Source organism: Demequina subtropica, assembly GCF_000971235.1.
Lineage (GTDB): Bacteria > Actinomycetota > Actinomycetes > Actinomycetales > Demequinaceae > Demequina > Demequina subtropica.
In genome coordinates, this window is sequence record NZ_BBMB01000005.1 from 1 (window position 1) to 22,345 (window position 22,345).

21 protein-coding genes are annotated in these 22,345 nt (G+C 71.8%); 7 read left to right on the top strand and 14 right to left on the bottom strand.

The features are described from left to right. On the bottom strand, nucleotides 1–342 hold a 342-nt coding region (locus tag AOM06_RS04810; RefSeq protein ID WP_228372858.1), incomplete at its 3' end, for a hypothetical protein. Between the two features lie 246 nt (nucleotides 343–588). Between AOM06_RS04810 and AOM06_RS04815 the strand changes: the two genes are divergently transcribed. The 3 genes from AOM06_RS04815 (at nucleotide 589) to AOM06_RS04825 (ending at nucleotide 2,447) form a co-directional block, all read left to right on the top strand. Then, complete coding sequence (locus tag AOM06_RS04815) at nucleotides 589–906, top strand: hypothetical protein (protein ID WP_156163586.1); 318 nt, start codon at nucleotides 589–591, stop codon at nucleotides 904–906. Between the two features lie 214 nt (nucleotides 907–1,120). After that, a complete protein-coding gene (locus tag AOM06_RS04820) occupies nucleotides 1,121–1,759 on the top strand; it encodes a tetratricopeptide repeat protein (RefSeq protein WP_062303489.1) in 639 nt (212 codons plus the stop codon). A gap of 34 nt (nucleotides 1,760–1,793) precedes the next feature. Continuing rightward, a complete protein-coding gene (locus AOM06_RS04825) occupies nucleotides 1,794–2,447 on the top strand; it encodes an IMPACT family protein (protein ID WP_228372859.1) in 654 nt (217 codons plus the stop codon). Nucleotides 2,448–2,452: 5 nt separating this feature from the next. On the opposite strand, the gene AOM06_RS04830 is transcribed toward AOM06_RS04825, so the two are convergent. The 3 genes from AOM06_RS04830 to gnd all read right to left on the bottom strand — a co-directional run bounded on the left by AOM06_RS04830 (nucleotide 2,453) and on the right by gnd (nucleotide 5,234). Continuing rightward, nucleotides 2,453–2,632, bottom strand: a complete 180-nt coding sequence (locus AOM06_RS04830; protein ID WP_062303492.1) for a hypothetical protein — start codon at nucleotides 2,630–2,632, stop codon at nucleotides 2,453–2,455. Between the two features lie 96 nt (nucleotides 2,633–2,728). Then, the gene (zapE, locus tag AOM06_RS04835) at nucleotides 2,729–3,727 is read right to left on the bottom strand and encodes a cell division protein ZapE (RefSeq protein WP_062303495.1); all 999 of its coding nucleotides are present in this window, start codon (nucleotides 3,725–3,727) and stop codon (nucleotides 2,729–2,731) included. A gap of 70 nt (nucleotides 3,728–3,797) precedes the next feature. Beyond that, a complete protein-coding gene (gnd, locus tag AOM06_RS04840; protein ID WP_062303499.1) occupies nucleotides 3,798–5,234 on the bottom strand; it encodes an NADP-dependent phosphogluconate dehydrogenase in 1,437 nt (478 codons plus the stop codon). Between the two features lie 100 nt (nucleotides 5,235–5,334). On the opposite strand from gnd, the gene AOM06_RS04845 reads away from it, so the two are divergent. Both AOM06_RS04845 and AOM06_RS04850 read left to right on the top strand, forming a co-directional pair. Further along, on the top strand, nucleotides 5,335–5,889 hold the full coding sequence (locus AOM06_RS04845) for a DUF3000 domain-containing protein (RefSeq protein WP_062303502.1): 555 nt from the start codon (nucleotides 5,335–5,337) through the stop codon (nucleotides 5,887–5,889). Beyond that, nucleotides 5,886–7,163 (top strand): HRDC domain-containing protein, encoded by a 1,278-nt coding sequence (locus tag AOM06_RS04850; protein ID WP_062303505.1) that lies wholly within the window; start codon nucleotides 5,886–5,888, stop codon nucleotides 7,161–7,163. Before AOM06_RS04845 ends, AOM06_RS04850 begins: the two co-directional genes overlap by 4 nt. Before the next feature lie 3 nt (nucleotides 7,164–7,166). On the opposite strand, the gene AOM06_RS04855 is transcribed toward AOM06_RS04850, so the two are convergent. From AOM06_RS04855 to AOM06_RS04880, 6 genes are all read right to left on the bottom strand, one after another. Continuing rightward, complete coding sequence (locus tag AOM06_RS04855; RefSeq protein ID WP_062303509.1) at nucleotides 7,167–9,110, bottom strand: PQQ-binding-like beta-propeller repeat protein; 1,944 nt, start codon at nucleotides 9,108–9,110, stop codon at nucleotides 7,167–7,169. A gap of 16 nt (nucleotides 9,111–9,126) precedes the next feature. Then, nucleotides 9,127–11,115: an outer membrane protein assembly factor BamB family protein gene (locus AOM06_RS04860; RefSeq protein ID WP_062303512.1), complete on the bottom strand. Its 1,989-nt coding sequence runs from the start codon at nucleotides 11,113–11,115 to the stop codon at nucleotides 9,127–9,129. Between the two features lie 169 nt (nucleotides 11,116–11,284). Beyond that, nucleotides 11,285–13,147, bottom strand: coding sequence for a 1-deoxy-D-xylulose-5-phosphate synthase (dxs, locus tag AOM06_RS04865; protein WP_062303515.1), 1,863 nt, complete (start codon nucleotides 13,145–13,147; stop codon nucleotides 11,285–11,287). A gap of 133 nt (nucleotides 13,148–13,280) precedes the next feature. After that, entirely contained in the window at nucleotides 13,281–16,076 is a 2,796-nt protein-coding gene (gene acnA / locus AOM06_RS04870; RefSeq protein WP_062303518.1) for an aconitate hydratase AcnA, read from the bottom strand. A gap of 88 nt (nucleotides 16,077–16,164) precedes the next feature. Further along, the gene (locus AOM06_RS04875) at nucleotides 16,165–17,364 is read right to left on the bottom strand and encodes a class I SAM-dependent RNA methyltransferase (protein ID WP_062303521.1); all 1,200 of its coding nucleotides are present in this window, start codon (nucleotides 17,362–17,364) and stop codon (nucleotides 16,165–16,167) included. Then, nucleotides 17,357–19,270, bottom strand: a complete 1,914-nt coding sequence (locus tag AOM06_RS04880; protein WP_169747718.1) for an APC family permease — start codon at nucleotides 19,268–19,270, stop codon at nucleotides 17,357–17,359. Before AOM06_RS04880 ends, AOM06_RS04875 begins: the two co-directional genes overlap by 8 nt. A 41-nt stretch (nucleotides 19,271–19,311) precedes the next feature. On the opposite strand from AOM06_RS04880, the gene AOM06_RS04885 reads away from it, so the two are divergent. Both AOM06_RS04885 and AOM06_RS04890 read left to right on the top strand, forming a co-directional pair. Further along, nucleotides 19,312–19,977, top strand: a complete 666-nt coding sequence (locus AOM06_RS04885; protein ID WP_062303526.1) for a potassium channel family protein — start codon at nucleotides 19,312–19,314, stop codon at nucleotides 19,975–19,977. Further along, on the top strand, nucleotides 19,974–20,660 hold the full coding sequence (locus tag AOM06_RS04890) for a potassium channel family protein (RefSeq protein ID WP_062303527.1): 687 nt from the start codon (nucleotides 19,974–19,976) through the stop codon (nucleotides 20,658–20,660). Before AOM06_RS04885 ends, AOM06_RS04890 begins: the two co-directional genes overlap by 4 nt. Here the strand turns inward: AOM06_RS04890 and AOM06_RS04895 are convergent. The 4 genes from AOM06_RS04895 to AOM06_RS04910 are packed head-to-tail and all read right to left on the bottom strand — an operon-like array spanning nucleotide 20,578 to nucleotide 22,297. Continuing rightward, nucleotides 20,578–21,252: a DUF3159 domain-containing protein gene (locus AOM06_RS04895; protein WP_062303528.1), complete on the bottom strand. Its 675-nt coding sequence runs from the start codon at nucleotides 21,250–21,252 to the stop codon at nucleotides 20,578–20,580. The two genes, AOM06_RS04890 and AOM06_RS04895, sit on opposite strands and share 83 nt — an antisense overlap. Further along, complete coding sequence (locus AOM06_RS04900) at nucleotides 21,249–21,536, bottom strand: OB-fold nucleic acid binding domain-containing protein (protein ID WP_062303531.1); 288 nt, start codon at nucleotides 21,534–21,536, stop codon at nucleotides 21,249–21,251. Before AOM06_RS04900 ends, AOM06_RS04895 begins: the two co-directional genes overlap by 4 nt. Continuing rightward, complete coding sequence (dut, locus tag AOM06_RS04905; RefSeq protein ID WP_062303533.1) at nucleotides 21,533–21,994, bottom strand: dUTP diphosphatase; 462 nt, start codon at nucleotides 21,992–21,994, stop codon at nucleotides 21,533–21,535. Before dut ends, AOM06_RS04900 begins: the two co-directional genes overlap by 4 nt. 3 nt (nucleotides 21,995–21,997) lie before the next feature. Then, entirely contained in the window at nucleotides 21,998–22,297 is a 300-nt protein-coding gene (locus AOM06_RS04910; protein ID WP_062293544.1) for a DUF4193 domain-containing protein, read from the bottom strand. Nucleotides 22,298–22,345 lie beyond the last annotated feature (48 nt).

Here is a 22,345-nt window from a genome sequence, read left to right on the forward strand (position 1 = left end):
CGCCTCGTCCCCACCCCTACCGGCGCTCGTGCCGCCGAGCAGGCCGCCGGTCACGATCGCATCGAGCGCCTGCCCGCCCGTGCCGCCCTGACCCTTCGCGACCATGCCGGTGGCGTTGCGATGACCGTGGCGTCGCGCCATGCCGCCACCCTTGGCCGCCTCGGACCGGCGTGCCACCTCTGCCGCCACGATCGCCTGCGGCAACGCCGCCAGGCGAGCGAACCTCGCCGACAGGTCCAGCAGCCGCGCCAGCTGCTCCTCCGACAGCGTGTCCAGGTCGCAGCCCTCGAACGGCGCGAGCTGCTCACGCGCCGTGTCGATCGCCTCTACCGGGAAGGTCATGACACCAGTCAACACGGAGGGTCTGACATCCACTCCCAGCCATCCACCCTGGTAGATGTGGAAAACGCCACCGCCTCCCGGCCTGGGGACATCACCTGAAGCACGATGTTCGACAGGTGGCTTCCAGCGGAACTGGACACACGTGGACGCCCTTAGACAACGGGCTGGTGCATGGTCCGTTTCGCGCTCGCGTGCGCGGGGGCGCGTCGTAGCCACAAGGATCCGGCTGTGCGCCACCATGGGGCCATGCCGACGATGCGCGTCTTCCGCCTGAGCCGGGCTCGACGGCGTCTGCTCCGCGAACACGCCGAGGCGGGCGTGACCGACATCCTGTTCGTGGGCTCCATGAGACTCGCTGGCGTCGCCGCATGGTTCTGCACTGCGACCGATGACGAGCGCGACAAACTCGCGTCTCACCTGCCGGAGCTCGAGCGCCGATTCCGCGAGGTGCTGGGCGAGGTCGGATTCCCCGAGACCCAAGTCGCCGAATGCGGGGCGACCGTCGAGTCACAGGAGACCGTCGATCGCGACTGGGGCTCCAATTGGCGCAAGGCGATGCAGTAGGCCCGCACCCAAGAGGCTCGCGCCGCCAGACGTTACCGCAGATGTCTTAGCGAGTTGCTCCCTTGGCAATCCTCCTCGCGCTACCGAGCACGCCCACGAGTGCGTACCCGCAACGGCCCGCGGGGCGCGCCACCCTCCACCCGCACCGCGCTCCCCTGCCACGACCCCGGCGCGCCGCCTGGCGCCCGCGCCCGGCAAGCGCCAAGATGCAGGCATGTCATCTGCGCGTGTGATCCATGTCACATGGGACGATGCGGCACGAAGGGCCCTCGAGGCCCGCGTCGCACGCGAGAACCCGGCCGGGCGGGAGGAGGCCCTGCGCCTCGCCGGCCTGGCCCTGCACCTGTGCACCGACCACGATGACCACGCGGACGAGTCCCGCGCGCTCCTCGACCGCTCCGTCACGGTCCCCGGCGCCGAGCCGCACCCGGGCGCGCGTGAGGCCCTCGCCCAGATCGCCGCGGCACGCGGCGACCAGGCCGGTGCGATCTACCGCTACCGCGAGCTCCTCGCCGAGCACCCCGACGGCGAGGGCACCTCGGGCGGCGTCGAGGTCGCGCTCGCGGAGCTGCTGCTCGACCGCGGCGTGCACGGCGACGTCGACGAGGCCGTCGACCTGCTTCAGACCTGGCGCAAGCGCCGTCCGCTGCACCTGGACACGCTGATGTTCCGCTGGCACGTCGCCCTGATCCGCTCGGCGGAGGCGGTGGGCGACGAGCGGACGATGCGCACCGCCGCCTCCACCGCCCTGAGCCTCGCGGAGAGCGCCAAGCGCCTGAGCTTCCACCCCGACTTCCACGAGATCGACACGGACAAGCCCACCCTCCGCTGGCTTCGCAGCATCGCGGCCTGACGCCCGGCGAGCGCGCCGCGGCTACCCTGCCTAGGTGATCTCCGACGCCGACCTCCCCTCCACCATCGCGGAGCCGGTGGAGCACACGCTCGAGATCAAGAAGTCGATCTTCCTCACCCATCTCGCGCCCGTCGCCTCGATGGAGGAGGCGGACGCGATCATCGCCCGGATCCGCAAGGAACGGTGGGATGCACGTCACCACTGCGTCGCGATGGTGCTGGGCACGCATGCCGACCGTCAGCGCTCGAGCGACGACGGCGAGCCCGCCGGCACCGCGGGCGTGCCGATGCTGGAGGTGCTGCGTCGCCGCGAGGTCACCGACGTCGTCGCGATCGTGAGCCGCTGGTTCGGTGGGGTCCTCCTGGGCGCGGGCGGCCTGGTCCGCGCCTACACCGCCGCGGTCGCGGAGACCCTCGACGTCGCCCGCCCCGTGCACCGGAGGCGCCTCACCGCTGTCACGCTCGACGTGCCGCACGCCGAGGCGGGCCGCCTGCTCGCCTTCTGCCACACCTGGGTCGCGGCCCACGCGGGGAGCCTGGCCGAGCCCGAGTACGGTGCCACGGCGCGGCTCATCGTCCATGTTCCCCCGGTCGAGCTGTCGACCTTCGACGCCGACCTGGCGGCGGCGACCGCAGGCGCGATCGCGCCGCACCACGGCGAGACCGCGGTGGTCGACGTCCCCGCCTGACGCGCCTACGTGTTGAGGAACGCGAAGATGTCGTAGATGAGGAACGCAGGCCACACGAGCGCCTGCAGCAGCGCACCCACGTGCTCCCAGAAGCCGTCGGCCTGGTTCCAGAACCACACCGCCGAGCCGATCATCGCGAGGAAGTACCCTCCGCCGCCCGCTGCGGCACCCGTGTTGCTCGCCATCGCCTATCCCCCTGTCGGGTCGATCGGGGACCCGGTTCCTGAGTACCAGGCACCGTCGGACATCGCAACGGGACGATGCGCCGCGCGACCGGCGCGTCAGACCGGCCGGGTGTGCTCCAGCGCAGCATGCGTCATCGAGGCGAGCCGCGACAGGCACCGCAGGTACTTCTTGCGGTAGCCGCCCCTCAGCATCTCGGGCGTGAACACGGAATCGAGCGGCGCACCGGAGGCAGCCAGCACCGCGTCCCGGTCGTAGAGCCGGTCCACCAGCGCCACCACGCGCAGCGCCTGGTTCTGGTCCTCGAGCGCCGCGACGTCGGTGATGGCCAGCGCGGCGATCCCGTCGACGTAGGCGCCGTAGCGCGACGGGTGCACCTGGGTGAGGTCCTCGAGCAGGTCGGCCCACGCCACCTGGGCTCCCCGCGGCGCACCGGCGACGGCGGCCACCACCTCCGGCGACGCCGGCGCCGGGAAGTCCAGCTCCCCGCGATGCCGGTAGTCGGGGCCGTCGATGCGGACGGTGGTGAAGACCCGGGCGACCGCCTGCACCTCCCGCTGGAAGTCCTCGGCGGCGAAGCGTCCCTCGCCCAGCGCATCGGGCAGCGTGTTCGACGTCGCCGCCACGCACACACCCGCGTCGGTGAGCTCGCGCATGAGCCGCGCCATGATGAGGGTGTCCCCCGGGTCGTCGAGCTCGAACTCGTCGATGCACACCACGGCGAAGCCGGACAGGGCCTCACGGGCCGCGATGAAGCCGAGCGCGCCCACCAGGTTGGTGTACTCGACGAACGTGCCGAACACGGCGCGCGACGGTCCGAGCGCATGCGCGAGCGACGCGAGCAGGTGCGTCTTGCCGACCCCGAAGCCGCCATCGAGGTACAGCCCGGCGCCGGGTCCCTTGCGCGTCCGCAGCCGCCGCAGGTGCGGCGCCGCGAAGTCGCGCACGGCCGCCAGCGCGGCCGCCTGCGAGGGATGCTCGGGATCGGGGACGTACGTCGAGAACGACGCCTGACCGAAGTGCGGCGGCGGCACCAGCCCCGCGATGAGGTCCTCGGGTGCGACCACGGGCCTGCGCCCGATCAGCGGGACGGTCACCGGGGACCCCCCGAGACGGCGCGAGGCGCGCCGGGCATCCCCGGCGCGCCTCGCATCGTCATGCGTGCGCTCAGGCCTCGACCTCGGTGCGGTCGCCCGACCACAGCGTGTGGAACGTGCCGTCGCGGTCGACGCGCTTGTAGGTGTGCGCGCCGAAGAAGTCGCGCTGACCCTGGATCAGCGCGGCGGGCAGTCGCTCGGCACGCAGCGAGTCGTAGTACGCGAGCGACGAGCCGAAGGCGGGCGCCGGCACGCCGGTGAGGGCGGCCTGCGCGACCACGCGGCGCCACGCGCCCACGCCGCCGGCGATCTCGTCCGAGAAGTACGGGTCCACGAGCAGCGTCGGCAGCTCCGGGTCACGCGTGAACGCGTCGGTGATGCGGTCGAGGAAGCGTGCGCGGATGATGCAGCCCGCGCGCCAGATCTTCGCCATGTCGCCCAGGGTGATGTCCCAGCCGAACTCCTCGGAGGCGGCGCAGATCTGGTCGAAGCCCTGCGCGTACGCGACCACCTTCGAGGCGTACAGCGCGAGGCGCACGTCCTCGACGAAGCCCTCGCGGTTGTTGATGTGGAAGTCGCCGGTCGACGCGGTCAGCACGTCGCGCGCGGCGGCGCGCTGCGCGACCTGCGACGAGATCGCGCGGGCGAACGTCGCCTCGGCGATGCCGGTCACGGGCACGCCCAGGTCGAGCGCCGACTTCACGGTCCAGCGACCGGTGCCCTTCTGGCCCGCCTCGTCCTTGATGACGTCGACGAGCGCCTTGCCGGTGATCGCGTCGTTCTGACGCAGCACCTCGGCGGTGATCTCGATGAGGAAGGACTCGAGGTCGCCCTGGTTCCACTCGGCGAAGATGTCCGCGATCTGGGCGGGCTCGAGGTCGAGTCCCGTGCGCAGCAGGTCGTACGCCTCGCCGATGAGCTGCATGTCGGCGTACTCGATGCCGTTGTGCACCATCTTGACGAAGTGGCCGGCGCCGTCGGGGCCGATGTGCACGCAACAGGGCGTGCCGTCCTCCGCCTTCGCGGCGATCTTCTCGAGGATCGGGCCGAGCGTGACGTACGACTCGGCGGGACCGCCGGGCATGATCGACGGGCCGAGCAGCGCGCCCTCCTCGCCGCCGGACACGCCCGAGCCCACGAAGTGGAGGCCCTTCGCGGCGAGGTCCTTCTCGCGGCGCATGGTGTCCGTGTACAGCGCGTTGCCCGCGTCGACGATGATGTCGCCCTGCTCGAGCAGGCCGGTGAGCTGGTCGATGACCGCATCCGTCGGGCCGCCCGCCTGCACCATGACGACCACGGTGCGCGGCTTCTGGAGCGACGCGACGAAGTCCTCGAGCGTCTCGGAGCCGATGAACGTGCCCTCGTCGCCGTGGTCCTCGAGAAGCGAGTGCATCTTCTGAGGCGAGCGGTTGTGCACCGCGACCGTGAAGCCGTTGCGCGCGAAGTTCCGGGCCAGGTTGCGTCCCATGACCGCGAGTCCGGTCACACCGATCTGAGCAAGCGCCATCGTCCATCCTTGTCGTTCCGGGGATACCCGGCCCAGCCTAGACGCTCGCGGTGCGCGTGGCGTACGTCTCGCCTGGAGGACCCGGGCTTAGGCTCCGACTATGGCCAGCGACCTCGACTCGGCGCCCGCGGATTTCCGCGCCGCGCTGCTGTCGTTGCGCGACGCGCCCACGCATCCCGCCGTGCGCCTCTCGGAGGTTCCGGCCCCCCACCGCATCGCGCCCTACGCCGCAGCGGTGCAGGGAGAGGTCGAGGGCGTCGAGGCGTCCGGCCGGTTCGTGATCCTTCACGACCCCGACGGTCAGCCCGCCTGGGACGGGACGATGCGCATCGTCGCCCTCGTGAAGGCAGTTGCCGATCCCGAGGTCGGGCGCGACGACCTGTGGGGCGAGGTCGCGTGGTCGTGGCTCACGGACGCCCTCGCGGGCACGCCCCACCACGCGCGCGGCGGTACCGTGACCAAGGTGACCTCCGAGTCGTTCGGCGAGCTGGCCGAGCGTCCCGGCGAGGTCTCGATCGAGCTACGGGCGTCGTGGACGCCCACCACCACCGATCTGGCACCGCACATCGCGGCCTGGACGGAACTCATGGCGGCATGCGCGGGCGTCCCTCCGACGCAGGACGGGGTGCGTGCGCTGCCGGGAAGGACCCTGTGACCGAGCCCACCACCGCATCGTCCACCGAGGACGATGCGCTCACGCCCATCCCGCTGACCGAGCCGGAGGGCGGCGTCCCCCCGATCATCGACACCCCCGAGGCCCTGGCCGAGGCGTGCGCCGCCTTCGCCGCGGGCACGGGCCCGGTGGCGGCCGATGCGGAGCGCGCCTCCGGCTTCCGGTACGGGCAGGGCACCTACCTCGCGCAGTTCAAGCGCGAGGGGGCGGGCATCGCGCTCATCGACACGGCCGCGCTCCCCGACCTCTCGACGTTCGGCGCCGCGCTCGGCGACGCGGAGTGGGTCTTCCACGCCGCGAGCCAGGACCTGCCGGGCATGCGCGAGCTCGGCATGACCCCCGGACGCGTCTTCGACACGGAGCTGGGCGCACGCATCCTGGGCTGGCCCCGCGTGGGCCTCGCCGCCGTGGTCGAGCGCGAGCTGGGCTTCGCGCTCGCGAAGGAGCACTCCGCGCAGGACTGGTCCACGCGCCCCCTCCCCCACGACTGGCTGGTCTACGCGGCCCTCGACGTCGAGGTGCTCCTCGACCTCCGCGAGCGGCTCGGCGCGCACCTCGAGGCGGCGGGCAAGCTCGCGTGGGCCGAGCAGGAGTTCGAGGCCGTGCGCCTCGCACCGCCTCCGGAGCCCCGCGAGGAGCCGTGGCGCAGGACCTCGGGCTGCCACCAGGTCCGCGACCAACGCGGGCTCGCGATCGTGCGCTCCCTGTGGGAGGCGCGCGACAAGGAGGCCCGCCGGAGGGACGTCTCCCCCGGTCGCGTGCTGCGCGACCAGGCGATCGTCGCGGCGGCGATGGCGAAGCCCGCGTCGCTCGACGCGCTCCTGGGCGTGCGCGAGTTCCAGTCGAAGGGCACCAAGCGGCGCGCGCCGCAGTGGTACTCGGCCATCGAGAAGGCCATGACGCTGACCGAGCGCGAGCTGCCTGCGCGGCGCGCCCCCGCAGGCGACGGCCCGCCGCAGCAGCGCGTGTGGAAGGACAAGCGCCCCGAGGCCTTCGCCCGGCTCGGCGCCGCGCGCGAGCGCATCGCGGCCCTGGTGGAGACCCACGAGGTCCCCGCGGAGAACCTGCTTCAGCCGGACGCCATGCGCCGCACGTGCTGGGAGTACGCGGGAGGCGGCGAGGCCTGGATCCGTGACTTCCTTGCGTCGCGCGGCGCACGCGCGTGGCAGATCGACCTCACCGCGCCCGAGCTCGCCGCCGCCTTCGTCGAGGCAGAGGCCACGGCAGCCCGGGCCGAGGAGACCCCCGAGGGCTGACCGTCAGCCGTTCTCCGGCGCCGCGCCGAGGCCGACGAACGTGGTGAGACCGTCTCCGCGCTCCAGCGTCAGGTGGGCCCCGAGGGGCAGCACGCGATCGGTCTCGTCGTCGAACCTGTACGACCAGTTCTCCGTCATGTCGTCGGTGCTGATCGACACGATCGTGTCTCCCTCGACCACGTAGAGCATCGTCTCGGCGACCCAGAGCGACCCGGTCGAGATCGGGAACGAGGCGGTCACCTCGCCGTCCGCGAGAGAGACCTGGTGCAGCTCGTCCTCGCCGACGAGGTACACGGAGCCGTCGTGGACGGCGCGCACGCTCACGTCGCCGTCGCCATCACCGAAGCCTCGATCCCACGCGCGCTCACCCGTCGCGAGGTCCACCCGCATCAGGTCGACGAGATCGCCTTCCTCGTCCGTGTCCCCGACGAACAGCTCGCCGCCCTCGATCCGGTAGCTCTCCGTTTCGAGCGCCGAGCCCCAGGCCCCCTCACCCTGCGCATCGAGCGCCATCAGCGTGAATCCGTCCCCGGCCGCGTCATCGACACGAAGGACCACGCCGTCCACGCTCGTCAGGCTGGTGTCGTCGTCCTCGATGCCGCTGAGAGCGGTCGCCCTGCCGGTGTCCCTGTCGAGCATCTCCTCCTCGTCCGAGCTGACCGCGACGAAGCCGCCCCGCGCCGCGATCCACCTCGCGGAGCCGTCGACGTCCTGCACCCAGGCCGGGCCCTCGTCGAGGCGAGCGAGCGGGTAGCGGGACACCGTCGCCGGTCCGCCCTCGCTGGTCGCCAGGTTCATCACGAACACGTCCTCGCCGTCCGCGTCGACGGTGATCGGCCCCTCCGGGAGGTCGGCGGAGCCGATGACACTGCCGTCGTCGTGCGCCAGGACCAGCAGCCGACTGGTGAGGTGGTCGTACGCGCCCCGGGTGGTCACGAGCACGAGCACCGAGGAGTCCTCGCCGTCGCCGATGACGCTCGCGTAGCCGTCGCCGTCGCCCACGTGGTCGCCGAGCGCGGCGGTCCACTGCTCCTCGCCCGTGAGGAGCGAGAAGAGCGTCACCTCGGGCTCGAACCCGGGGTCCGCCGGTTCGGGCAGCCGGTGCGCGCCCAGGTCGGTGCCGTTGAGCCCATCGGAGAAGCCGTGGATCAGGCCCCCGTCGATCGCCGGGTCGGGATCCGCGTAGTCGGTGGCGCCCGGCCAGTGGTCCTCGACGTCCGGACGGGATCCGGAGCCGTCCCGGTACGCGTCGTAGGCCGTCGCGTACTCCGTGCCGGCCTCCCAGCCCGCGTCGTACTGCGCGTCGTAGCCGGGCGTCCACTCGACGTCGTCGTACCAGTACTCCGCGGCGTCGGGATCGTCCCTGAAGTCCTCGTAGAAGAACGTCGGTGCCACCGCGATCGCGTCTCCACCGATCACCCAGCGTTGCGCGAAGCTGATGTAGTCGGACTCGACGCCGCGGGTCAGGTCCATGGACCAGATCTCCTCCGGCGTGCCGTCGATGTCCGCGAGGACGGCGGTGTCCGACCCGTCGCCCCCGAGCAGCGTGACCGCGCCGAGGGCGCCCGCCCCGAGCAGCATCACGACGCCCGCCGCCACGCCCGCGATCACGGCGGGCCTGCGCGAACGCGCCTGCACGGGCGCCTCGGACCCGGGATCGGACGATGCGGCGGGCACGGCGGCCGGGGGCGCCAGGGCGGGGACGGGCTGGTAGCTCCCGTCGAGCCCCAGGCGCCACTGCTCGAACGAGCCGTCCTCACGCCTGCGGTGGTACACCTGCGTGCCGTCGGGCTGCGGCACGTAGTAGCCGTATGTGCCGTCGGCGAGCTGCTGGTGGTAGACGAACGTGCCATCGGGCTGCGCCTGATGGAAGCCGTGGCTGCCGTCGGGCTGGAGAACCCACTCCTGCGCGGCAGTACCGGTGGCGGACGTGATCCCGTCGGTCATGGCTCGACGCCCCCCGTCAGGCGTCCGCACCCGAGGCGGCGCCCAGGCCGATCAGCTCGCTCGTCGAGTTGCTCCACAGGACCAGGAAGGACCCGAGGCTCGACACCGAGTACGAGTCGTCGTCGAACCTGTACGACCACACGTCCTTCATGTCCTCCGTGCGCACCGCCACGATCTCGTCGCCCTCGACCACGAACAGCATGGTCTCGGCGAAGTAGACCCACTCGGCGTCGGCCGGGAAGTCGCCGAGCTCCTCGCCGTCCTTGAGGGACAGCTGGACCAGCGTGTCGTCCGAGGAGACGTAGACCTTGCCGTCGTGCACGCTCTCGAGCCGCCAGTCGTCACCGTCGACCGCCTGCTCCCATGCCCCCTCGCCGGTGGCGAGGTCCACGCGCATGAGGTCCTCGAAGCCGTAGTCGTCGGACTCGTCGCCCACGAACAGCACGCCGCCCATGACGCCGTACATCTCGGCCTCCAGGGGCTCGTCCCAGAGCTGGTTGCGCTCCTCGTCCACCGCCATGAGAGCGACGTCGCCGTCGTCCTCGCGGTCGATCCGGACGTAGACGTCTCCGATGCGCGTGACCGCGGTGTCCTCGTCCGTGAGCCTGCTGAGGGGGTGGAGGTCGCCGGTCAGCTGATCGAGCAGCGCGACCTCGTTGGCGTACACCGACACGATCCCGTCCTCGAGGCCCAGCGAGTACACGCTGCCCTCGATGTCCTCCGACCAGGTCTCGCCGGCGTCGAGGTCCAGGAGCGAGTAGCGGGACACCGTGGTGAAGTACTCCTCGTCCGAGCTCGTCTCCACCATCACGTACAGGTCGTCGCCCTCCGGCTGCACGCTGATGTAGCCGTCCGGGAGCCGTGCCTCGCCGATGACAGCGCCTCCTTCGCGGGCCAGCACCACCAGCCGGTTGGCGACGTCCGCGTCGTCGGCCGTGCGCACCAACGCGATCACCGAGGCGCCGTCGGAACCCTCGCGGAGCTGGACCGACACCTCACCGGAGCCCGCATAGTCGGCGAGCGGCGCGGTCCACAGCGTCTCCCCCGTCTCGAGGGAGATGAGCGAGGCCTGCGGTGCGAAATCGGGCTCGACCGGCTCGGGGAGCCTGTGGGCGCCCTGAGAGTAGCCATCGACGCCGTCGCCGAAGCCATGGATGAATCCGCCCTCGGAGGCGTAGTCGCGAGACTCGTACGATCCGTCTCCGGGCCAGTACTCGTCGACATCCGGCGCCTCGACGTCGGTGTACCAGTACTCGTCCCAGTACTCCGCATCGGCCTCGGCATAGGCCACGCCCGCCGCCCAGCCCTCGTCGTACTGCGCGTCGTAGTCCGGCGTCCATTCGACGCCGTCGTACCAGTAGTCCAAGGTGTGCTCGACGTTGAACGCGTAGTAGTCGAACACCGGGCTCACGGCCAGGGCATCGGTGCCGATCGCCCACGAGCCGGCGTACGACACGTACTGGGACTCCTCGCCCAGCAGCAGGTCGGCGGTCCAGGCCTCGCCCGGCTTGTCCACGATGTCGGCGAGCACCGCCACATCGTCCCCTGCCGCATCGTCGCCTCCTCCGAGCAGCAGGTAGGCACCGACCGCACCGCCGGCGAGGAGCACCACGGCGCCCGCCGCCACGCCCGCGATGACGGCCGGCCTGCGCGAGCGCACCGCGGGCACGGGCACCGTCGCGGGGGACGATGCGGGGTCCACCGCGGGCGTCGCAGGCGCGGCGGCCACCGGCGCCGGTGCGGGCACAGGCGCGACCGCCTGGAACGTCCCGTCGAGGCCCAGGAGCCACTGCTCGAACGAGCCGTCGGGAAGGCGGCGGTGATAGAGCTGCGTGCCGTCGGCCTGCGGGAGGTAGTAGCCGTACGTGCCGTCGGCGAGCTTCTGATGGTAGACGTACGAGCCGTCCGCCTGAGGCTCGTGGTACCCGTAGGTGCCGTCCGCCTGGAGCGTGTAGTAGCCCTGGTCCGGCCCCTCAGGACGGCGTGCGGTGTCGTGCTCGGTCATGACCGGATGCCCCTCAGCTCGGCGGAAGCGGCGGCTCGTCGAGCCACCGTCCCGTTCTCGTCGCCGAGCACTCTAGCGATCCCCGAGAAGGCCGGGCAACGCACCGTGACGGGGATCACCCCTGGTCAGAGCCGTTCCGTGCCGTTTGGGCGTGTTGTCCCGGCCCGCGTCAGCGCTCGTGCAGCAGCGCGATGGTGCCGGCCGCGATCGCCGAGGGGTCGAGGCCCATGTCGTCGATCAGCTGGGCGCGCGAAGCGTGCTGGAGGAACTCTCGCGGCACACCGTGGTGCGCCCACGCGGCGGTGAGCCCGTGCAGGCGCGCGTAGGACGCCCATTCCTCGCCCAGCCCCGCATCCGTGAGGCCGTCCTCGACCGTCACCACGAGCTCGGCGTCGCGCACCAGGTCCTCGAGGCCGTCGGGCACCGGGTGCACCCACGTCGCGGTCGCCGCGAGCGTGGCGATCCCCTCGGCGGCGATCTTGTCCGCCGCGGCGATCGCGGTCGCCGCCATCGAGCCCAGCCCGACCACGACGACGCGCGGGCCGTCGCCGTGCTCCGCGAGGACCTCGAGGTCGCCGACGGTCCGCACGGACGGGAGCGGATCGCCCACCGCGCCCTTGGGGTAGCGCACCACCGTCGGGGCGTCGTCGACGTCGAGCGCGTCCCGGAAGGCCTGGCGCAGCGTCGCCTCGTCGCGAGGCGCTGCGAGCCGCAGGCCCGGGACGTGGCGCAGGAGTGCCATGTCCCACATGCCGTTGTGGCTGGGGCCGTCGTCGCCGGTGATGCCGGCGCGGTCGAGCATGAAGGTCACGCCCGCGCGGTGGAGGGCCACATCCATGAGCACCTGGTCGAAGGCACGGTTCAGGAACGTCGCGTACACCGCGACCACAGGGTGAAGGCCCGCATACGCGAGCCCCGCGGCGCTCGTCACGGCGTGCTGCTCCGCGATGCCGACGTCGATCACCCGGTCGGGGTACGCATCGGCGAGCGGCTGGAGTCCCACGGGCGCGAGCATCGCCGCGGTGAGCGCCACCACGTCCGGCCGCTCCTCGGCCGCCGCGAGGATCTCGTCAGCGAACACCGAGGTCCACCCGAAGCGGGACGGCTCGATCGGCAGCCCGGTCTCGGGGTGGATCTTCCCCACCGCGTGGAACCGGTCGGCGACGTCCTGCTCCGCCGGCGAGTAGCCGCGCCCCTTCTCCGTGAGGACGTGGACGATCACGGGCTCGCCGAACTCGTGCGCCTGACGCAGCGCCCGCTCGACCTGGCGCTGATCGTGCCCGTCGATGGGGCCGATGTACTTGAGCCCCAGGTCGGAGAACACGCCGTCCTCGGTGAGCAGGCCCTTGAGCGCCCGCTTGGCGTGCATGACCGTCTGATAGGTGAAGTTGCGGAACCGCCCGCGCCGCTCGAACGTGCGCTTGCCCCACCCGAGGAACTCCTCGTACCGGCGGTCGGTGCGGATGCCGTCGAGCTTGCGCGCGAGCCCGCCGATGGTCGGCGCATACGAGCGGCCGTTGTCGTTGATGACCACCACCACGCGGTCGCGTGAGGCGCCAAGCGAGTTGAGCGCCTCCCAGGCCATCCCGCCCGTGAGGGCGCCGTCGCCGATCACGGCGACCGTGCTGCGCGCGCGCTCGCCCCGCAGCGTGTGCCCCCGCGCGATGCCGGCGGCCCAGGACAGCGCGGTCGACGCGTGCGAGTTCTCCACGATGTCGTGGACGCTCTCCTGGCGGTCGGGGTATCCCGAGAGCCCGCCGCGGCGGCGCAGCGTCGAGAAGTCCTGGCGGCCGGTCAGCAGCTTGTGCACGTAGGCCTGGTGCCCGGTGTCGAAGACGATCGAGTCGTGCGGCGAGTGGAACACGCGATGGATCCCGATGGTGAGCTCGACCACCCCGAGGTTGGGCCCGAGGTGGCCGCCCGTGCGCGACACGCTGTCGACAAGGGTGGTGCGGATCTCCGCGGCGAGCTCCGCCAGCTCCTCGTAGGTCAGCCCGCGAAGGTCCGCGGGCGACCCGATGCGTTCCAGCACCTGGTGCTCCTCACTGCTGTATGACGTTCCACTGTACGGCCTCGTCCCCCTGACCCACGGCGGCGGCCGTCACGACCAAGGAAGCGGCCCCGCCCGGCTTGTGCCGGACGGGGCCGCTCGGGCCTGGTCGCGGCTACTTCACGAGCGACCGCAGCACGTACTGCAGGATGCCGCCGTTGCGGAAGTAGTCCGCCTCACCGGGCGTGTCGATCCGGACCACCGCGTCGAACTCGACCACCGAGCCGTCGGCCTTGGTCGCCTTGACCTCGAGGGTGCGCGGGTGCTCGCCCGCGGAGAACGCCGAGACGCCCGCGATCTCGAAGGTCTCGGTGCCGTCGAGCCCGAGCGATGCCGCGCTCTCCCCTGCCGGGAACTGCAGCGGGATGACGCCCATGCCGATGAGGTTGGACCGGTGGATGCGCTCGAAGCTCTCGGTGATGACCGCGCGGACGCCCAGCAGCGACGTGCCCTTCGCGGCCCAGTCACGCGAGGAGCCGGAGCCGTACTCCTTGCCCGCGAGCACCACGAGCGGCACCCCTGCGGCCTGGTAGGCGACCGACGCATCGTAGATCGTGGTCTGCTCGCCCGTGAGGTGGTTGAGCGTGAAGCCGCCCTCGACGCCGTCCAGCAGCAGGTTCCTGAGGCGGATGTTCGCGAACGTGCCGCGGATCATGACCTCGTGGTTGCCGCGGCGCGAGCCGTAGCTGTTGAAGTCGCGACGGTCGACACCGTGCTCCGCGAGGTAGACGCCCGCGGGGCTGTCGGCCTTGATCGAGCCGGCGGGCGAGATGTGGTCCGTGGTGACCGAGTCGCCCAGCAGCGCGAGCACGCGGGCGCCGGCGATGTCCTCGACCGGCTCCGGCTCGAGGCCCATGCCCTCGAAGTACGGAGGCTTGCGCACGTACGTCGAGTCGTCGGCCCACTCGAACGTCTTGCCGGCCGGCGTGGGCAGGTTCTGCCAACGCGAGTCGCCCGCGAACACGTCCGCGTAGTCCTTCTCGAACATCTCCTGCGTGATGGACGAGCCGACGATCTGCTCGACCTCGGCCGCGTCGGGCCAGATGTCGCGCAGGTAGACGTCGTTGCCCTCGGAGTCGGTGCCCAGCGGGTCCGCCTCGAAGTCGTGGTCCATCGTGCCGGCGAGCGCGTACGCGATGACGAGCGGCGGCGACGCGAGGTAGTTCATCTTCACGTCGGGGTTGATGCGGCCCTCGAAGTTGCGGTTGCCCGACAGCACCGAGACGACCGCGAGGTCGTTCTCGTTGACCACGTCGGAGACCTCCTGCGGGAGCGGTCCCGAGTTGCCGATGCACGTGGTGCAGCCGTAGCCGACCAGGTGGAAGCCGAGCGCCTCGAGGTCGGGCCACAGGCCCGCCTTCTCGTAGTAGTCGGTGACCACCTGCGAGCCGGGCGCCATCGAGGTCTTCACCCACGGCTTGGCCGTGAGGCCCTTGGCGTTGGCGTTGCGCGCGAGCAGCGCCGCTGCGAGCATCACCGACGGGTTCGAGGTGTTGGTGCACGAGGTGATCGACGCGATCACCACCGCGCCGTGGTCGAGCGCGGTCTCCGTGCCGTCGGCGAGCGTGACGGGAGCGTGCTTGTGCGGGCGCGTCTTCAGCGCGGTGGACGATGCGTGGGCCGGGGCGTCCTCCTCGCCGGCGTGCGCCTCGGCCGCGATCGGGTCGGAGGCAGGGAAGGTCTCCTCGACCGACTCGTCGAGGCCGTGCATCTCCTCGTGCTGCGCGTAGTCGAGGATCGAGCGGCCGAACGACGCCTTGGCGTCGGTCAGCTCGATGCGGTCCTGGGGACGCTTGGGGCCGGCGATGGAGGGCACCACGGTCGAGAGGTCGAGCTCGAGGTACTCGGAGTACGCGGCCTCGCGCGACGGGTCGTGCCAGAGGCCCTGCTCCTTGCAGTACGCCTCGACCAGCGCGACCTGCTCGGCGGAGCGGCCGGTGAGGCGCAGGTAGTCGACCGTCACGTCGTCGATCGGGAAGATCGCGGCGGTCGAGCCGAACTCGGGGCTCATGTTGCCGATCGTCGCGCGGTTGGCGAGCGGGACCGCGCCCACGCCCTCGCCGTAGAACTCGACGAACTTGCCCACCACGCCGTGCTGGCGGAGCATCTGGGTGATGGTGAGCACCACGTCCGTCGCGGTGGCGCCCGCCGGGATCGCGCCGGTGAGCTTGAAGCCGACCACCTTGGGGATGAGCATCGACACCGGCTGGCCCAGCATCGCGGCCTCGGCCTCGATGCCGCCCACGCCCCACCCGAGCACGCCCAGGCCGTTGATCATGGTGGTGTGCGAGTCGGTGCCCACGCACGAGTCCGGGTACGCCTGGGTCGCGCCGTCGAGCTCGCGCGTCATGACGCCGCGCGCGAGGTACTCGAGGTTGACCTGGTGGACGATGCCGGTGCCCGGCGGGACCACCTTGAAGTTGTCGAAGGCGGTCTGGCCCCAGCGAAGGAACTGGTAGCGCTCGCGGTTGCGCTCGTACTCGAGGTCCGTGTTGCGCTCGAGGGCGTCCTTGCGGCCGAAGATGTCGATGACCACCGAGTGGTCGATGACCATCTCGGCCGGCGCGAGGGGGTTGATGACCGACGGGTCGCCGCCGAGGGCGCTCACCGCCTCGCGCATCGTCGCGAGGTCCACCACGCAGGGCACTCCGGTGAAGTCCTGCATCACCACGCGCGCCGGCGTGAACTGGATCTCCGTGTCCGGGTCGGCGGTGGGCTCCCACTGCGCGAGCGCCTGGACGTGGTCCGCGGTGATGTTCGCGCCGTCCTCGGTGCGCAGGAGCGCCTCCGCGAGGATCTTGAGCGAGTACGGCAGGCGCTCGAGCCCAGGGACCGCGTCGAGTCGGAAGATCTCGTACTGCTTCTCGCCGACATCCAGCGTCGACTTGGATCCAAGGGTGTTCGCGCTCATGCGTCTCCTCCGTGGTTCGGGGTGTCCCAGCTTCGGGTCTGGCGTCATCCTATCGGGGCGGATGCCAGCGGCATTCTCCCCGCCCGGCCTACTCCTTGACGAACGTCGCGACCGTCTCGATGTGATGCGTCATCGGGAACAGGTCGAGGCCCTGCGCCTCCTCGAGCGCATAACCGTGGCCGGCGAGCAGCGCGGTGTCGCGGGCGAGCGCGACCGGGTCGCATGCGACATAGACGATGCGGCCCGCGCCGACCCTCGCGAGCACGTCGATGGTCTTCGCGCCGGCGCCCGAGCGCGGTGGGTCGAGCACCACGGCGTCGGCCGTGACGCCCGTGGCGTCCAGGAACGCGCGCGTGTCGGCGTGGACGATGCTCGCGCCCGGGACGTCGTGCGCGTTGCGTCGCGCGTCGCGCGAGGCCCGCGCATCGGACTCGACCGACGTCACGGACCGGCCGCCGGCGGCGAGGGGGACGGTGAACAGGCCCGCGCCCGCGTAGAGGTCGAGCACGGTCTCCGCATCGCCCACGCGGGACAGCACCGCGTCGACGAGCACCGCGGGCGCCTCGCGGTGGACCTGCCAGAACCCCTCGGCGTCGACCTGGAAGTCCCACTCCCCGCGCGGCGTGCTCACGTGCTCGCGGACCCGCCGCGGCGCGTTGTCGCGGCGGTCGGGACGGCCTCCCTTCCACGGCGTGCCGTCGACCACCAGGCGAGGATCCTCGCCCGCGGGGGCGACGCCCTGGATGTGGGACGCGGCGGGGAAACGCGTGCCCAGGACCAGCTCCTCGAGCGCCGGCGCGGCGATCGGGAGCGAGTCGAGCGCCTTGACAGCGCGGGAGCGGTGGACGTGCATGGCCGCCCGCCCGTCGGGTCCGGCCACCACCGTGACGCGCGTGCGGTAGCCGAGCCCGCCGCGCTCGTCGTCGCCGGGAGCCGCGACCACGTCGCCCGGGAACTCGCGATCCGCGAAGCGCGTGAAGGCCTCCCGCAGCACGTCGTGCTTCCAGCGCCGCTGAGCGGGCAGCGCCACATGCGACAGCTCGCCGCCGCCCACGCCTCCCGGTCCCGCATCTGGCCACGCGCTCGGCACCCGGTCCGGCGACGCCACGAGGACCTCGACGGCGTCGGCGCGCCACAGCCGCGCATCGTCCCCCGCCTCGGTCAGTCGGGCGCGCACCACCTCGCCCGGGAGCGCGTGGCGCACGAACACCACGCGGCCCTCGTGCCGTGCCACGCAGTGGCCACCGTGGGCCACCGCACCGATCTCGAGCTCGAGCAGCTCACGCATGGGTCGCCTCGTCCTTCTCCAGTCGCGGGAGCTCCCGCGTGACCGGCTCGCCGTCGAGCACCGCGAGCGACGACGACAGGTGCCACGGCACCGCCGCCACGACCACGCGCGGCACGGACAGGAGCTTGGCGCGCAGACGCATGGTCGCGCGGTTGTGCAGGAACCTCTCCCACCAGCGTCCCACGATGTACTCGGGCACGTACACGACCACCATGTCGCGCGGCGACTCGCGGTGGATCGAGCGCACGTGGTCGAGCACGGGCGCGACGAGGTCGCGGTACGGCGAGTCGAGCACCACGAGCGGGATGCTGAGCCCGAGCTCGCCCCACCGTCGCTGGAGGACGCGCGTCGCGGCGGGGTCGACCTGCACCGCGACGGCCTCGAGCGACGAGTGGCGTGCGGCCTTGGCATACGCGATCGCCCGCAGCGCGGGCCGATGCAGCTGCGCGACCAGCACGATGCCGTGGGTCGCGCTCGGACGCGCCGATGCGGGATCGTCGGGAAGGATCGCGAGCTGCTCCTTCACGTCCGCGTAGTGGCGGTGGATCCCCCGCATGAGGAAGACGAGCGCCGTGACGAGCACGAGCGCGAACCACGCGCCCGCCACGAAGTTGAAGATAGCGATGACGAGCCAGACCGCCGCCGCGACCACGGCCGCGGAGGCATGCAGCACGCGCGTGCCCTTCATGCGCAGGCGGGTGCGTCCGCTCGGCTCGAGCGCGATGCGAAGGCTCTGGTAGCGCACCATCGCGACCTGGCTCAGCACGATCGCCGCGAACGCGCCGATGAGGTACATGTGCACGAGCTGCTGGAGCCGCGCGCCCGTCACCACCACGATCACCGCGGAGGCGAGCGCGACCCAGAGGACGCCGCCGCGCAGCACCAGGCGGTCGTTCTGCTGCGAGAGCTGGCGCGGCAGGTAGGAGTCGCTCGCGAGCAGGCTCGTGAGGTCGGCGAAGCGGCGGAACACGGCCGAGGCGGCGGCGTACAGGATCGCGACGGACGGGATCGCGACCAGCCAGACGGGCCACGACGCCTCGAAGATGCGCTCGGCTGTCTGCAGCAGCACCGGCCCCGACGCCCAGCCGGAGACGCGGTAGCGCCACACCATGACGATCACCGCGGAGAACGCGACGGCGCCCGCGAGCACGGCCAGGATGAGGGTGCGCCCCGCACGCTTGCCGCGCGGCTCCGCGTGGGCGGGCCCGGACGACGCCAGGTGCTCGATGCCCGTGAGCATCACCGCGCCGGACGCGATGGCGCCGGCGAACGCGATGGCGGTGGACCACGTCGGCTCGGGCGGGGTGGTGTTGAGCGGCGCGATCTCGTCCCGCGTGGCGCCGATGACGAGCTGGAGCAGGATCACGCCGAGGAAGCCGAACCACACCACCAGCAGCAGGTGCGCCCGCTCGCGCACGCCGCGCAGGTTGGCGAGCGTCATCACCAGGATGGCGCCCACCGCGATCGAGGTGTGCGCGTTGTCGAGGCCGGGCACCACGAACGCGATGAACTGCGCGATCGCCGCGACCGACACCGCGACCGTGAACACGTAGTCGACGAGCAGCGAGGCCCCGGTGACGAGCGCCGCCTCGGGTCCGAGCTTGTCGGACACGAGCCCGTAGTCGCCGCGTGCGTCGGGCCTCTTGCGGACGTTCGACCGGTACGCGAACCCCAGCAGGAGCATGATCGCGACCACGCCGAGCGCCATGAGCGGCAACGTCGATTGGACACCGCCCTTGCGCAGCGCGTCCACCACCGCGTCGGGAGCGTATGTCACGGTGGACAGCAGGCTCGCGCCGAACACGGGTAGCGCGAGGCGGCTGCGCAGTTGCGCACGCTGGATCCGCCCCGTCGCGATGGGCCGCCCGAACACCAGCAGTTTCAGGGTCGCCAGAAACCTTCGCACGTCGCACCATCCTAGGCTCAAGGGGTATACGGTGGGTTGCCGTGCACATCGTGATCATGGGTTGTGGCCGCACCGGCGCGACGCTGGCGACCGAGTTCGAGGCCCGTGGCCACACCGTGGCGGTGATCGACCAGTCGGGCGACGCCTTCCGCCGCCTCCCCTCGGGGTTCGCAGGTCAGCGCATCACAGGCGTCGGCTTCGACCGCGACACGCTCGTCTCGGCCGGCGTCGAGGACGCCTATGCGTTCGCGGCCGTGTCCGACGGCGACAACTCGAACATCCTCGCGGCGCGCGTGGTGCGCGAGACCTACGGGATCGACAACGTGGTGGCGCGCATCGCGGACTTCGGCCGCGCCGAGGTCTACCGACGGCTCGGCATCCCCACCGTCGCGCCCGTGCCATGGACCTCCGCGCAGATCGTGTCGAGGCTCCTGCCCGGAGGCTCCGACGCGCTGTACCACGATCCGAGCGCGGGCGTGAGCCTCAACCGCCTGCCGATCGACTCCGGCTGGGTGGGCAAGCGCTACACGCAGCTCGAGGCGCAGACGCGCGCCCGCGTCGCGTACCTCGTGCGCTTCGGCGAGGCGCTGCTGCCCGATGCGGACACGCTCGTCCAGGAGGGCGACGAGGCCTACTTCACGATGCTGCCCGGCGCCGGCTCGGTGCCCGCGCGCGTCGCCGGCCGTTCCCCGGAGGTGACCCGATGAAGGTGATGATCGCCGGGGCGGGCTCCGTCGGCCGCTCGATCGCCCGCGACCTGCTCGAGCACGGGCATGAGGTTCTCCTCATCGACTCGAACCCCGCCGCCATGCGCGTCGCGCAGGTCGCGGAGGCCGAGTGGATGCTCGCGGACGTGTGCGAGATGTCCGCGCTGCGCGACGCGCAGATCGAGACCATGGACGTCGTGGTCGCGGCCACGGGCGACGACAAGGCGAACCTGGTCGTGTCCTTCCTCGCCAAGACGGAGTTCGGCGTGCCGCGCACGGTCGCGCGCGTCAACAACCCCCGCAACGAGTGGATGTACGACGCCCAGTGGGGCGTCGACGTGGCCGTGTCGACCCCGCGCATCATGACCGCGATGGTCGAGGAGGCGGTGGCGGTCGGCGACCTCGTGCGCGTGTTCACGTTCCGCCAGTCCGGCGCCGCGATGGTCGAGGTGACCCTGCCCGCATCGTCACCCGTCGTGGGCGTGCTCCTGCGCGAGATCCAGTGGCCCGTCGACATCGTGCTCGCGTGCATCATCCGCGGCGACCGCACCCTCTCGCCCACGCCCGACGACACCCTCGAGGCTCACGACGAGCTGCTGTTCATCGTGTCGTCGGAGGCGGATCCCGAGGCTCTCGAGCAGGCCCTGCGTCGCGGGACAGCAGCCATACGCCCCACAGCGTGAGCGCGAAGAGAGGCACGCCCATGGCGAGCTTGACGGTGCCGAGCACCGCGAGCTGACCCGCGAGGAGCAGCGGCAGCTGCACCGCGAGGCGCAGCGCGAACATCGCCGCGAGGACGCCGGACGCGAGCTGGTACCGGCGCCGCTCCCCCGCGCGCTGACGCCACGAGGTGCCCTCGCCGTGGATGAGTCCCATGACGATGCCGACCACGGGCCACCCCGCCACCATCGAGACGAGGATCCCCGCGAGGTACGCGGCGTTGATCCACATCCCGGGCTCGAAGTAGCCGGCGGCGTCGCCCGAACGCCAGGCCCAGATCGCACCGATCGCGACTCCCGCCGCGCCGGCGAGGGCCTGCGTGATCGGCGTGCGCTGGATGAGGCGCACGATGACGAGCAGCACCATCACCGCGGCCGCGGCGAGCACGGGCGCACGGAAGCCGCCCCACACCAGGTAGGCGACCACGAAGACGATGCCGGGGAGCGACGACTCGACGAAGCCCCGCCAGCCGCCGATCGCGGCGTGGAGGTCGAAGGACTCGCCTCCGAGCAGGCTCGCGGCCCGGTTCTCGGTGGCTGGTCGCTCGCCGGTCATGATGCGTGCATCAGCTCGTAGCGGGGGTTGTACAGGCGCGGCACGGACTCGGTCGCGCACACGCGGCCCTCGACGGCGAGCTCGACGCCGGGTGCGATGCCGGGCACGTCCCGCCGCCCCATGAACACGGCGTCGATGCGGCCGGTCCGGTCCTCGAGCCGCACGGTGAACGCCGGGGGCGCGTCGCTCGGCTCCACCTGGATCGCCACCACGCGGCCCTCGACGCGGGCGACCCCGCGGGGCTCGACATCCGCGATGGCGCACGTGGGGGCCGCGGACGTCACGCGGAGGCCTCCGCGGTCGCGACGCCGGTCGATCCGAAGCCGCCCTCGCCGCGGTGCGACCCGGGCAGGTCCTCCACGGGGACGAACTCGGCCAGCTCGACGCGCTGGATCACCAGCTGCGCGATGCGGTCGCCGCGGGCCAGCGTCACGGGCTCGTGGGCGTCGGTGTTGAGCAGGGTCACCGCGATCTCGCCGCGGTAGCCCGCGTCGACGGTGCCGGGTGCGTTCACCACGGTCACGCCGTGGCGAGCTGCGAGCCCCGAGCGCGGGTGGACGAACGCCGCATAGCCATGAGGGAGCGCGATGCGCAGCCCCGTGGGCACGGTGGCGCGCTCGCCGGGAGCGAGGTGCACGTCGACGCGGGTCGTGATGTCGGCACCAGCGTCACCGGGATGCGAGTACCGCGGGAGCGGCACGTCCGGCTCGGTCGTGCTGACGAGGATCTCGAGGTCGGCCATGCGTCAGGCCGCGCACTCCGAGCAGATCGGCTGATCGTTCTTGAAGGTCGCGAGCTGGCTGCGGTGGTGCACCAGGAAGCACGACATGCACGTGAACTCGTCCTGCTGCGCCGGAAGCACGCGGACCGAGAGCTCCTCGCCCGACAGATCGGCGCCCGGGAGCTCGAAGCCCTCTGCGGCCTCGGTCTCGTCCTCATCGACCACGCCGGAGGTCTTGTCCGCCCGACGGGCCTTCAGCTCCTCGATGGAGTCGGCCGAGATCTCGTCGTCGGTCTTGCGCGGCGCGTCGTAATCGGTTGCCATACGGCTGAAGTCCCTTCCACGTAACCTGTGGCTGTCTAATGCCCGGCG

Coding starts and splice junctions, on each gene's coding strand:
- AOM06_RS04860 (WP_062303512.1), bottom strand. CDS start 11,115: ATGACCGAGCACGACACCGCACGCCGTCCTGAGGGGCCGGACCAGGGC.
- gnd (WP_062303499.1), bottom strand. CDS start 5,234: ATGGCGCTTGCTCAGATCGGTGTGACCGGACTCGCGGTCATGGGACGC.
- AOM06_RS04895 (WP_062303528.1), bottom strand. CDS start 21,252: ATGACCGGCGAGCGACCAGCCACCGAGAACCGGGCCGCGAGCCTGCTC.
- dut (WP_062303533.1), bottom strand. CDS start 21,994: ATGGCCGACCTCGAGATCCTCGTCAGCACGACCGAGCCGGACGTGCCG.
- acnA (WP_062303518.1), bottom strand. CDS start 16,076: ATGAGCGCGAACACCCTTGGATCCAAGTCGACGCTGGATGTCGGCGAG.
- AOM06_RS04875 (WP_062303521.1), bottom strand. CDS start 17,364: ATGCGTGAGCTGCTCGAGCTCGAGATCGGTGCGGTGGCCCACGGTGGC.
- AOM06_RS04910 (WP_062293544.1), bottom strand. CDS start 22,297: ATGGCAACCGATTACGACGCGCCGCGCAAGACCGACGACGAGATCTCG.
- AOM06_RS04890 (WP_062303527.1), top strand. CDS start 19,974: ATGAAGGTGATGATCGCCGGGGCGGGCTCCGTCGGCCGCTCGATCGCC.
- AOM06_RS04855 (WP_062303509.1), bottom strand. CDS start 9,110: ATGACCGACGGGATCACGTCCGCCACCGGTACTGCCGCGCAGGAGTGG.
- AOM06_RS04820 (WP_062303489.1), top strand. CDS start 1,121: ATGTCATCTGCGCGTGTGATCCATGTCACATGGGACGATGCGGCACGA.
- AOM06_RS04830 (WP_062303492.1), bottom strand. CDS start 2,632: ATGGCGAGCAACACGGGTGCCGCAGCGGGCGGCGGAGGGTACTTCCTC.
- AOM06_RS04815 (WP_156163586.1), top strand. CDS start 589: ATGCCGACGATGCGCGTCTTCCGCCTGAGCCGGGCTCGACGGCGTCTG.
- AOM06_RS04845 (WP_062303502.1), top strand. CDS start 5,335: ATGGCCAGCGACCTCGACTCGGCGCCCGCGGATTTCCGCGCCGCGCTG.